Source organism: Persicitalea sp. (assembly GCF_041751555.1).
Taxonomy (GTDB): Bacteria; Bacteroidota; Bacteroidia; order Cytophagales; family Spirosomataceae; genus Persicitalea.
The window spans coordinates 1-11,929 of the sequence record NZ_JBGSXF010000518.1 but is presented as its reverse complement, the minus strand read 5'-3'; the positions used below and the strand labels follow the sequence as shown (position 1 = coordinate 11,929).

At 51.3% G+C, this 11,929-nt stretch carries 11 protein-coding genes and 1 pseudogene; 5 read left to right on the top strand and 7 right to left on the bottom strand.

The features are described 5' to 3' along the window. Positions 1-179: 179 nt before the first annotated feature. Complete coding sequence (locus tag ACEW8P_RS18530; protein ID WP_373514564.1) at positions 180-860, bottom strand: phosphatase PAP2 family protein; 681 nt, start codon at positions 858-860, stop codon at positions 180-182. A 158-nt stretch (positions 861-1,018) separates the two neighbouring features. On the opposite strand from ACEW8P_RS18530, the gene ACEW8P_RS18525 reads away from it, so the two are divergent. The 4 genes from ACEW8P_RS18525 to ACEW8P_RS18510 all read left to right on the top strand — a co-directional run bounded on the left by ACEW8P_RS18525 (position 1,019) and on the right by ACEW8P_RS18510 (position 4,483). Further along, the gene (locus ACEW8P_RS18525) at positions 1,019-1,264 is read left to right on the top strand and encodes a hypothetical protein (protein WP_373514563.1); all 246 of its coding nucleotides are present in this window, start codon (positions 1,019-1,021) and stop codon (positions 1,262-1,264) included. Positions 1,265-1,351: 87 nt separating this feature from the next. After that, positions 1,352-2,884: a malate:quinone oxidoreductase gene (locus ACEW8P_RS18520; protein ID WP_373514562.1), complete on the top strand. Its 1,533-nt coding sequence runs from the start codon at positions 1,352-1,354 to the stop codon at positions 2,882-2,884. A gap of 52 nt (positions 2,885-2,936) precedes the next feature. Next, a complete protein-coding gene (locus tag ACEW8P_RS18515) occupies positions 2,937-3,902 on the top strand; it encodes a lytic transglycosylase domain-containing protein (protein WP_373514561.1) in 966 nt (321 codons plus the stop codon). A gap of 305 nt (positions 3,903-4,207) precedes the next feature. Continuing rightward, positions 4,208-4,483 carry a hypothetical protein gene (locus ACEW8P_RS18510; protein ID WP_373514560.1) on the top strand — a complete coding sequence of 92 codons (276 nt, stop codon included), beginning with the start codon at positions 4,208-4,210 and terminating at the stop codon, positions 4,481-4,483. On the opposite strand, the gene ACEW8P_RS18505 is transcribed toward ACEW8P_RS18510, so the two are convergent. From ACEW8P_RS18505 to ACEW8P_RS18480, 6 genes are all read right to left on the bottom strand, one after another. Further along, positions 4,480-5,253: a glycosyltransferase family 2 protein gene (locus tag ACEW8P_RS18505; protein ID WP_373514559.1), complete on the bottom strand. Its 774-nt coding sequence runs from the start codon at positions 5,251-5,253 to the stop codon at positions 4,480-4,482. The genes ACEW8P_RS18510 and ACEW8P_RS18505 overlap by 4 nt on opposite strands. Beyond that, on the bottom strand, positions 5,250-6,263 hold the full coding sequence (locus ACEW8P_RS18500) for a glycosyltransferase family 2 protein (RefSeq protein WP_373514558.1): 1,014 nt from the start codon (positions 6,261-6,263) through the stop codon (positions 5,250-5,252). The genes ACEW8P_RS18505 and ACEW8P_RS18500 overlap by 4 nt, the downstream gene beginning before the upstream one ends. 2 nt (positions 6,264-6,265) lie before the next feature. Continuing rightward, entirely contained in the window at positions 6,266-7,084 is an 819-nt protein-coding gene (locus ACEW8P_RS18495; protein WP_373514557.1) for a phytanoyl-CoA dioxygenase family protein, read from the bottom strand. A 166-nt stretch (positions 7,085-7,250) separates the two neighbouring features. Beyond that, positions 7,251-8,186, bottom strand: coding sequence for a hypothetical protein (locus ACEW8P_RS18490; protein ID WP_373514556.1), 936 nt, complete (start codon positions 8,184-8,186; stop codon positions 7,251-7,253). 80 nt (positions 8,187-8,266) lie between these two features. Next, positions 8,267-9,145, bottom strand: a complete 879-nt coding sequence (locus ACEW8P_RS18485) for a class I SAM-dependent methyltransferase (RefSeq protein ID WP_373514555.1) — start codon at positions 9,143-9,145, stop codon at positions 8,267-8,269. Positions 9,146-9,196: 51 nt separating this feature from the next. Further along, positions 9,197-10,723, bottom strand: coding sequence for a GH3 auxin-responsive promoter family protein (locus tag ACEW8P_RS18480; RefSeq protein ID WP_373514554.1), 1,527 nt, complete (start codon positions 10,721-10,723; stop codon positions 9,197-9,199). Between the two features lie 578 nt (positions 10,724-11,301). Here ACEW8P_RS18480 and ACEW8P_RS18475 point away from each other — a divergent pair. Further along, positions 11,302-11,929: pseudogene (locus ACEW8P_RS18475) on the top strand (gamma-glutamyltransferase); the annotation flags it as partial.

The following is an 11,929-nucleotide window of genomic DNA, read 5'->3' as shown; positions in this document are numbered from 1 at the left end:
GCATTTGTGGCGGGCCTTTCCGTAATAGGTCGAGCCGTTTTTTAATGCATTTTTCGAGCCGCAGGCGGGGCAGTCGTGTTGTTGAAACATGATAAGGTAGGTTTGAGCTTGGTAACCCAAAACTACTGCTCGCCTGTGGTTTTTTCTAGACATCATTACTTTTCAAGCACTACCAAAATTTAGACAGTCTCTAAAACCATTTTTTTTCTCCTATCTGGCCCCAAATAGAGCAAAATCAGCACGACCAATGAAATAAGCCCCAGCACAAAACCCGCCATGACATCGGTAAACCAGTGGTTGCCCAGGTACATCCGCGAGAAAGGAACCGCCAGAATAAGTAGTAAGCTGAATACGCCCACCGTCCAGCGCACGGCCGAGGGAATCTGACGCAGCCGAACCAGCAGAAAAATCAAAAACCCAAAGAAGGTGACGTAATAGACCGTATGACCGCTGGGGAAACTTTGATGTTGCGCTTTAATCACAATCCGTACCAATTCTTCCGTAGGACGAGGCCGGTTGACTAATAATTTGATCCCAAAATTGAGGATAGAAGAAAGTAGCGTCAGACTCAGGAACAGCGCCTCCCGGCGGAGGCGCGCGAACAGGAAAATTAGCGCGGTTCCCAGCGTGAGGGAAATGGCCACCCACTGCGTTCCGAACCAGCTTACACCTTTCATCAGGGCGTCCAATAAGGGAAAATTATCTTCCTGCACTTCTTCCGAAAATTCCAGGTCGATAAACGTCGTGGGCAGCAAAGCCACGAAGGCCGTTAATAACAGGAAGAGAATAGTCAGGCCCAGCACGACATACACCGCTTTTCTGCGGCTCAGCTGGAAATCCAGGTATTTTAAAATGTTCATCGTGATTGGATGTTTTTTAGGCGTCAAGCCGCGCAATTTTCCTCAGTATGTTAACAATCGGCAATAATAAAAAGGAAATTTGGCTAAATTCTGGAATGGTTTTATTGGGACCTTATGTACTCAACGACTATTTTTTCCAACATTAAACCCAAAACCCAATGGAACTGATTGTAAAAGACCCTAAAGACGGGCAAGAAATGAAATTTGATGTGGAACCCGAAATGTACGGTGACGAGCAGGGGTTGCGGGTGATTTTCCCCGAAAAAGATTCCTTTGTGATGGTGTATCGAAACGAAGCCTGGGAAGTGGTGGACGAAAAGTTCGTGAATCCCGAACTCGTGGAGATCATTGGTAAAGGCCTGCACCCTCGGGCGCATTACGTTTCCAATTCCAATCCTTCCTGATTTTATAGCATATGTCCTAGCTAAAAAGCCCGTAAGCGTCCGTTTGCGGGCTTTTTAAACGTACTTTCTCGTAAAATAAAACCGCACATGCCTAATAAATTTAACTCCGAAAACCCAGACATAGTCCTGATCGGAGCGGGCATTATGAGCGCCACCCTGGGGATGCTGCTCAAAGAACTCGACCCCAGCCTTACCATAGAGATTATCGAGCGTCTTGATCACGCCGCCGCCGAAAGTTCCGACGCCTGGAACAACGCCGGGACGGGCCACTCGGCGTTTTGTGAACTCAACTATACACCGCAGCGCCCCGATGGTTCGGTGGACATTTCCAAAGCCATTAAGATCGCGGAGTCCTTCGAGCAGTCGCGGCAGTTCTGGGCATTTCTTACCCGGCATGAGTTCGTGGAATTGCCCAATACCTTCATCCGCTCCATTCCGCACATAGGCTTCGTGTGGGGCGAGGACAATGTCGATTTTTTGAAAAAGCGCTACGAGGCCATGCAGCAGTCCGTTCTGTTTGAGGGAATGCAGTATTCCGAAGACCGCCAGCAACTCGCCGACTGGATGCCGCTGATTATGGATGGCCGCGACCCGGCCCAAAAAGTAGCTGCGACTTTCATGCCCCTCGGCACCGATGTGAATTTTGGTGCCCTGACTCGAGCCATGTTTCACTGTTTGAAAGAGATGGACGGCGTCACGTTGCACTTTAATCAGGAGGTATATGATCTGGATCGGGTGGCGAACCGTCGGACGTCAAACCGGGAAGAAAAAGATGGTAACTGGCAGGTAAGCGTCCGCGACCTCGACACGCGCAAGCGACGGGAGATTCACGCCAAGTTCGTTTTTATCGGTGCGGGTGGCGGCTCGCTGCCACTGCTACTGAAATCCGGTCTACCGGAAGGGCGTGGCTACGGAGGTTTCCCGGTGAGCGGGCAGTGGTTGCGTTGCACCAATCCTGATGTCATTGCGCGACATCACGCTAAGGTTTACGGAAAAGCGGAGGTCGGTTCGCCGCCCATGTCGGTTCCGCACCTCGACAGCCGGATGATCAAGGGCAAGCAAGAATTGTTGTTCGGCCCTTACGCAGGTTTTTCCACTAAGTTTTTGAAAAAAGGCTCGTTCCTAGATTTGCCCTTGTCCGTCAATCTTCGAAATATCCGCCCCATGATCGCGGCGGGGCTGCACAACATTCCCTTGACCAAGTACCTCATCGAGCAAGTCAGGCAGTCGCCCGATGAACGGCTGGACGCTTTGGAAAAATACTACCTCAAAGCCCACCCCAGCGACTGGGAAATCGAAATAGCCGGGCAGCGGGTACAGGTCATCAAGCACGACGACGACGAAGGCGGTATCCTGGAATTTGGTACCGAGGTAGTTAGTGCCGCCGACGGTAGCTTGGCAGCCCTGTTGGGTGCATCGCCGGGAGCGTCCACGGCGGTGTCAATTATGCTCAGTTTACTGGAACGGTGTTTCTCCGAGCGGCTCCGCACCGATGCCTGGCAGCAGAAGCTGCGCGAAATGATTCCTTCCTATGGACAATCGTTGGGCGATAGTCCGGCGCTTTGTCGGGAAGTAAGGAAATACACCAGCAAGGTGCTGGACTTGGTGGAGGAAGCTTGATTAGGCGTACATTTGTCAAGTACCCGTTTTCAATTACACCATTATTTTCAAGATGTCTTTCCGTTCCATTGCTTGTCCGCTTGCTCTCATTTTTGATTTACTATTTTGCTACGGCTGCCGTTCTCAAGACGCCACCCTGCCCACGCTCGAAGAAGAGCGACTACCCTTCGCTGAGCGAACAGCCATCTACCCCACCGACGTACCTCAGCATGTCATGCTTCCGCCGCTGCCCGACACGCTAACTTTCGCGGGCGAACGCGTCCCGTTAGACCGCGACGACGTACGCGAAGGTCTCGAACGCGAGCTTGTAGTGAATACCTTTGGCCATTCACGCACCTTTTATATCATGAGAAATATTGAGCGTTGGCGGCCTTTGATCGAAAAGACACTGCGCGAGAACAGCGTCCCAATCGACTTCATTTACCTGGCCGTGGCCGAAAGCGAATTCGAGAACACAGCTCAGTCGCCCGCCGGAGCAGTGGGCATGTGGCAGTTTATGCCACTCACGGGTCGCGACTATGGTCTGCACATCGACGCCGACGTAGACATGCGCCGCGACCCTAAACTAGCCACCGAAGCCGCTGCCCGTTATCTGAAATGGTCCTACGCCCGCCTGAAGAACTGGCCACTCGTGGCAACTTCCTACAACAAAGGGCTGACGGGAACGCAGAACGTCATGAAGTACCAGCAGACGGACAATTTTTGGGATTTGTATCTCAACCCGGAAACTGCCCGCTACTTCTACCGCATCCTTTCCTTCAAGCTCGTTCTGGAAAACCCGGAAGCCTACGGCTACTTCTTTCGTCCCGAGGACCAGTACCGCCCTCTTCGGTTCAAGATGGTGACGATAGATAGCGATACGGATTTGGTGGCATTTGCCAAGGCCAACAATACTACGTATCGGGAGTTGAGACGACTCAATCCCTGGTTCAACAACACAAGTGATTACCGCCTGCGGGTACCCGCCAATTCCAGTTATGAGGTCAGGGTGCCGGAGCAGGAGGAGAAATCGAGATAGCCGAAAAAACAAAAAAGCAAATTCAGCTAGTGTTCACTCGATGAACATTTCCTATCTTTGTCCTGTCAGAATTGGTAGCAAGTGGATAACCAAAAGAAACAAGTTGAATTGGCCATTGCACGTCTCGAACGGTCAAATGTCCAATTGAAAAAGATACTGGATTTCGCTTCGGAGCGTATGACTGAATCTGAAATCAACGAGTTTCTAGATCAAATCTTAACCAATGAACTGATAATCGAAAAACTGAAAAGAGGGCTTTAATTACAGCAAACGCGAATTAGCCTTCTTCTTAATCTGTGCGACTTATGGAAAATCTGAAAGAAGAAATCAGAAAAGCGTTGGCTGAATCTAAAGCTGCGCAGCAGGAAGCGGTAGACCTATTGTTATTGCGAGGCGAAGTGATCGACTTCGACGAATGGGTAACTTTAAAGGAATACGTAAAACGATACAAGTTAAACAGCATCAATACACTAACCAATTGGATTCGACGTGGTGTCGTACCTCCCGAAAACGTGCGTACGATACCAGAACTAAATAATATCCGGTTGGTGAAGGCAGTTCCTTACCGCGAAGTGGCCTAACTGGCCCCTTTACTCTTTCTTTTTGCCAACCACACCCGCACATTCTCGAACATTTCTCGCCTGTTCTGCACGAACCACGCGTTAGTTGGCGCATGAATGTTGCTCAGTCCACCCCGATGCTTTCTATAGACGCCCATGACATCGGGCAGGTAGCCGATGTTGCCCCGCGCAGCAAGCTGAAGTACCAACGCCCAATCTCCGGCCGCTGCCTTGGCATGCCAGTCGGCAAAGTCCTCGGTCAGAAAGTAGTTTCGATAAAGCAGACTGGCCGTAGCGAAGAACCAACGGTCAGCCAGTAAATCATCAATGGTTGAAACGGTTTTCTGGTCGGAAGCATTGAACAGATGTTCGGGTGATCCGTCCTCGTAGGTCACACGGACGTTGTGGTGGCAAATCGCGAAATCAGGGTGAGTGTCTAAGAAATCGACCTGCTTTTGCAATTTGTACGGGTCAGTCCAGTAGTCGTCGCCTTCGCAAAGGGCAACGTACTCACCTCGGCATGCTTTTAATAAAAACAAAACGTTGTTGCGGCCCCCAAACTCGCGGGGTTTTTTCGGACCAAGATTTTCGGGGTGCAGATAAGCCCTTATTTTGTCCGGGTACTTTTCAGCGTAGTCTCGGATAATAGTCGGGGCGCGGTCGGTAGAAGCATCATCGCCGATGACGATTTCGTAGGGGAAGTTGGTTTGTTGCGCCAGTGCTCCGTCCAGCATCTGCGCGATGTAGGCTTCGTGCTGGTAGGTAGGTACACAGACCGATACCTTCGTCATGATGTCTCGCGGAATCGGTGTGGCAGCAGCGCGAAAAAACTGTACACCCGCATGATCCACTTGGGCATCAGGTAGTCGCGGGTGATTTCCTTCGTTTCGAGTGGGTTAGGTAGTCGATATCGTAGATATTTCACTGCTAAGGCAAACCGCCGGAAATAGCTCCGGGAATATTGCCGGGCGTCGAGCATCATCCGGTGATAGCGGGCGATGTTCAGGCGTAACGAAGCATCGTAGCTGTAGTCTGTCTCTTCGTTGATGCCTTCATACATCATGATGCGATTGCGCAGGAAGCGCGCGTCGCGGTAATGATCTTTGAAACTAGCGCCTGCCTTGTTTTTGCGGTACACCGACATCGTCCCCGGTACGTAGCCGATCGGGCCGTATTTAGCCAAAATCACATACCGTGGAATATCGCCGCTCGTCGATTTGAGGAACCACTCGGGATAATGCATCAAACCATTCTTGAACAACACCGCCGAGGTCGCCATAAACCAGACCTCGTCTTCACCAATTAGGTCGTCCATACCGATGACCCTCTTCTGGTCAGCGGCATTCACTTCCTGCGCGGGCGAACCATCTTCGTAGGTAATAAGGGCATTGTGGAAGCAAGCCGAAAAATCGGGATGGCTTTCCATGAAATCCACTTGCTTCTGAAGCTTATCGGAACTCGTCCAATAGTCGTCGCCGTCGAGCGGGGCAATGTACTTTCCCTGTGCTAGTTTCAGGGTTTCAATAGTATTGAAAAGCCCATTCTGGCCTAAATTCTTTTTGTGCAGAACGGGCTTTACCTTGTCGGGAAAGCGTTTCTGGTAGTCCAGGATAACCTCTCGCGTCCCGTCGGTCGAAAAATCGTCGCCTACCAAGATTTCGTACGCAAAATCAGTTTCCTGATTGAGCGCACTCTCGATAGCCTGCCCAATAAAGGCGGCCTGATTGTAGGTGAGGATGGTTACGCTTACTTTCAATTGTGAATCGGTAAATGATTGATCGACCACTTCCTTGTAATTCATATCTACTTGTAAACCTCCTTAAGCTGCTCAACTGACGGGAAATTGGGGGTAACCAAGTCGGGTTCGGGCTTGTAGAGGTAGGCCATCGGATAACCCCGCTCAATGAAGGTTGATTCAGCGAGGTTGTTGTAGCGTAGTTGCACCGACCATCGAATGTTGTTCGTCACGTTGTTGCCCGATTGGTGCACCAGAAACGATGAGAATACGAGCATGTCGCCCACCTGGAATTCTGTTTGCACAAAATCCTCAACCTTCAGAGCCGCAGTGATGCCGCCCTGGTAACCGGAGGTACTTGCTTCCATAAGACCAGCCGTGTGGCTACCGGGAATTACCTGCAACGCTCCGATGTCAGCGCCGGCGTCCACCATTGGAAACCAGATCACGGTACTGTCGAGCGACCCCTGACCGGTGCGCCAGTCCTGATGCGCATCGAGTTTCCAGTGCTTACTACCGCCTTTCGATAGGAAGCGGCTGTTGAACTGCATAGCCGGGCGCGCCCCGATGACGGGTTTTTCAAGTCCCAGGTCTTTCAAAGCGTTTTCAATCTTTTCACTCAAAGCCAGCCGATGCAAGCTGAATGTATGCTGCACTGTTTTTCCCGTGTTGACGAACGCATCGAAGTCTTTCTCGAAAAACTCGAACATGGCATTTTCGAAAGCGTCGCGGTCATCGATGTCCACCGTCCGGCCCGTTATACGTTTGATCTGCACGGAAAATATTTCCCGTGCTTCCCGATAAATTTCTGAAACGGTATTTTTATCCAAAAATCCGCGCAGCAGCACGTAGCCAACTTTATTTAATTGTTCTCTCTCTGTTGTCATGATATTGTGTGTATATGAATTGCCCTTATTTACCCTCATTTCCCGCCCGAACGAATTCCCTCCGTCAGTTCTTGCTTTGTGTTGAGCGAACGGCATTTTAGATGTTGAATTGTTAAAGCGTGTAATCGTTGAAATGTGAAATCTTTTCTGTCAACTGTCAACTAATTTAGTCTTCCCAAACTGCATACGCAAAACCCGCTGCGCCGAAACCGTTGCCGTTATAAAGCAGATATTTCTTTCCATTGTGTTCATAGCGGTGGGCGTAGTTAATCATCTGATAGTCGAAATCCTCAGGATTTTCCGACTTGGCGATTCCGACCAAATCGTCCTTCCTCTCCCAATGCGTCCCGTCCCTCGACTCGGCGTAGCCTAGTCGATAGCTTTGGTTCCGGTCGGTGCGGTAGTCGCGGGTGTGGCGGTAAGAGTAGTACATTTTGTAGAGGCCGTCTTCCTTGAATACGCTCGGACGGCCCACTCCGTGAAGAAAATCGTCGAATTCCAGTGTCGGCACATCGCTGATGTCCCAATGGATACCATCTTTGGAAGTTGCCGATTGGCAGCGATAAAAAGGCTCGGGGTAGCCGTGGATATACTCGCACTTATGGGCAGAAATGTACCACATCCGCCAGGTACCATCCTCGTCTATCAGCACCGAAGGCTGCGCTGCCCAAATCGGATTTTGAATGCTGCGATCCATAATCGGCCCGGCAAACATTTTTTCGAAAGTCAGACCACCATCTTGGCTCACTGACAAGCCCATCGACAGGCGATACGAATTCCAGGTACGGTTCCAGCCCGTATAGTACAACCAAATATCGCCATTGGGACGGTTCACGAACCAGGCAGGCATGGAACCCGTCTCATCGTACTCACCCGGCCCGCCCAATTCCAAAATCGGCTTGTCATGGATATATAGAATCTTCGACGGATCGTCATAATCCACGTCGATGAACGTAGGCCGCGACTGTCCCTGCGCGTCGCGCGAAGAGAAGTAAATCCGCAAAAAATCCTCGTGCTTGTAGGCAAACGGCACCTGCGCGTGCGAAATACTGTGCGCCAGCGTACCGTCAGGTTTATAAACTACTCCTTTCTTTTGCCACATGGGTCAATTTTGAATTTTGAATGAGTGAATGTCGGAATACCTATATTCCGACATTCACTCACTCCGACATTCCACATTCACTAATTATCTTTCTCCGCCCGCAGCCGCCAGTTATCTACAAAATCCTTGCCGGGAATGGGCAAGTCGATGTCGATTTCGGGAGCTTTGGCCGCCACAGTGTACTCCATGACGTAGAAGGCGTTGCCAAAAATCCAGTGTAGTTTGAAGTTCTCTACGTTGGCGGGGACATCTTCCAGAGGTACTTCAGCCCGGAACAACGGATTGGCTTTCAGCAGGGTTTGGTAGGTGGGCTGGCTGCGCATCCAAGGCGCAATGCTTTCGTCGCCGACCACCACTTTGCCGCCGGGACGCACCACGCGGGTGAGTTCGTCGAAGGCTTTTTTTCGTTCGGAAAAAGTGTTAATTCCCCCAAAGTGAAAAACGGCATCGAAAGTGTCGTCCTTGAACGGCAGGTACGAGCCGTTGCCCAGGAAGTAATGTACGTTCACCTCGGCGGTGTCCAGCTTGTCCTGCGCCAGCTTAAGCATGTTGGGCGACAAATCGGACAGAACCGCCGTGCCGCCGGGTTTCACTTTTTCAAGAATTAAGGCCGAGTCCTTACCAGTGCCAGCGCCTACTTCCAGGGCCATCATGCCGGGTTTCAAGTCCATCAGGCTAATCATAAACAGGCGAGTCGCGGCTTCGTCGGAATGATTAAGCGTCTCAAACACCCAGGAAACGCCCTTATCGTAACGCAGGTAAGCCTGGTCGTAGAGGTACTGCTCATGCGCATCTTCTGGCAGAAGTTCTTTGGGATAGAGCATATTGACGATTCCCGTATCGCCCACTTCGTAGGTCACACCATCCTGGCTGGTAAGACTTTTGCGATCCTCAGCAACAGCGAGGGTAGTATGGGTGGTGGGACACACCAAGGCGTCCAGAAACTCGGAATGGGTCATGCGCAAAATAGGTTAGCGGCTTAATTATCGCGCAAAATTAGTGATTTTCCACTAACCCTCCTGCCCAATGATCTCCAAAATCTCTTCCAAATACACTCGACTGTTGCTCAGTCGGGGTACTTTGTGCTGACCGCCTAACTTATCTCGTCGCCTCATCCAGGCGTAGAAGGTTCCCGGTGGTGCGACGTGCACCAGTGGTATGAGTAAAGCCATGTCTTGAAAGCGCTTGGCGTCATAATCGGAGTTGACACGCCGTAAGGTTTTATCCAGCAAGTCAAGAAACTTCCTACGGTCACCAGGTTCCTGCGAAAATTCGATGATCCACTCATGCCGCCCCTTGGAGCCATCGCCCATATATACAGGCCCAGCAGTGAAGTCGCTGACTACGGCACCAGTCTGAGCACTGGCTTCGGTGATGGCGGCCTCGGCGTTTTCCACGACTAACTCTTCGCCGAAAGCATTGATAAAGTGCTTGGTGCGGCCGCTGATTTTGAGATGGAAAGGGTACTTCGACGTGAACTTGATGGTGTCGCCAATTTGGTAGCGCCACAGTCCGCTGTTGGTGGACATGATGAGGGCGTAGCTTTTGTCGAGCTCTACTTCGTCGAGCGTCAGGGTGCGTGGATGATCGTTGTCCAACTCCTCCAACGGCATGAATTCATAGAAAATGCCGTAGTCCAGCATCAGCAGCATCTCGCCGGGCTTGCCCAAATCGTCCTGCAAGCCGATGAAGCCCTCGGAAGCATTGTATGTTTCGAGGTAGTAAGGCGTCGATGAAGGAAAATACTTTTTGGTAAAAAGCTCACGATACGGATGAAACGCCACCGCTCCGTGGACAAAGACTTCGAAATCGGGCCACACTTCCAGCATTGACTTTGCGCCTTGCTCCTCCATAATGCGATCGAGCAGTAAAATAGTCCAGGTAGGGACGCCCAAAATGCTCGTTACATTTTCCTGGGAGCAGATTTCGGCCATCTTTGCCAATTTTTCTTCCCAATTATCGAGGAGGGCTACTTCTAACGGCGGCGTTCGAATGAGTTGTCCCCAGGCGGGCAGGTTTTGCATGATTACCCCCGATACATCGCCCGCCTGCGTAAGTGGGTTGTAGGGATTCGGCCCAATGGTACCGCCAATAGATAACCCTTTGCCGCTAAAAACATTGGTGTCGGGCTTGTTGGCCACGAGTAGCGTCATCATGTCCTTGCCGCCCATGTAATGGCATTCTTCCAACGACTCGGGGGTGACAGGGATGTATTTACTGCGAGCGTTGGTCGTACCAGACGACTTTGAAAAATGTTCTACCGGCGACGGCCACAGCACGTTTGGCTCGCCTTTCAGTACCCGTTCGATGTAAGGAAACAATGTTTCGTAAGTCGAAACAGGTACTTGCTCCCGAAATTCCTGCACCGTTTTGATCTGGCTATAATTGTAGCGCATCCCCCACTCGGTGTAGCGGGCGGTAGCGATCAGTTCCTGGAAAATCCGCTCCTGCGTCTCGACGGGGCGCGCCATGAATTCCTGTATGCGCGGTAGTCGCCGCTTCATAAACCAGACAATCATGTCGTTGACCATTTCCATTTTTGGGAGTTTAGGAGAAAAGTAGTTTTGTGAGCTACCTACTCATAGACTTTGAACAGCGCGGGTTGCCGCCTCGGAGCACCCCGCCATCATGGATATTAAACCACTAGGCGGCTCTGTCAAAAAATTTCGGGCAAACAACTACCCCAAATCGATCGCTAATTCGGATAAAATCACCGATTGCGCCATTTGGGGTAGTCGGCGTAGGAACAAGTGCCGTCGGGGTCGAGTTGGGCAATGTCAGTGACTGCTTCCGTAAAATAAGAGTTCGTTTGTTCAAAAAAACGGTTAAAATCTTGGAGGCACTATCGTTACGGAATGTTCTCGGGCTTTTCTACCTTATACTCAGGATGTGTGGAAACCTTGCTATCCATAGAGTTGTCTCCAAACCAAAAAAAGAAAGTAATTTTACCAATAAGCTAAAACCCATTTTTACCCAAAAGCCCGATCCCATGAAACAACTCTCCGCCTTACTCCGCTTCATAGCCACACTTTGTGTCTTTGTGCCACTGTGCCTTTGCTCCTTCACAACAACCGCCCAGCAAACCCAAAAACCCCCGCTCCACGGAAAGCACTGGATGGCCATCACGGGCAAGCCGCTGGCCGCCACCGCCGGGGCCGCGACTTTCCAAAAAGGTGGCAACGCCGTAGACGCCGCCTGCGCCATGCTGGCCGCTACCTGCACTATGTGGGACGTGCTGAGTTGGGGCGGCGAAACTCAGGCTCTGATCTACAATCCCAAAACCAAAAAGGTAATTTCCATCAACGCCATGGGTGTGGCACCGACGGGAGCGACGGTGGATTTTTTCAAGAGCAAAGGCTACAACTTTCCGCCCGAGTACGGCCCGCTGGCGGCGACCACGCCCGGCAAGCGCCCGGCGGCTTACTACACATGCTCGCAAACTACGGCAAGCTGAGCCTGGAACAGGTACTGGCTCCCGCGATGGAAATGGCGGCGGGCTACCCCATCGACGCCCAAACGGCTAACAGCATCGAGCGCGGTAAGGAGCAGATCAAGCAGTGGCCTTACAGTAAGAAGGTTTTCCTGACGCATCCCGGCGAGAAAAGGGAGGCGCCCGAAGCAGGGGAGCTTTTTGTGCAAAAGGACCTGCTGCAAACGCTCACCAAAATGGTGGAAGCCGAAAAGGCGGCTTTGAAACAGGGCAAGAGCCGCAAGGACGCGATCATGGCGGCCTACGACCGTTT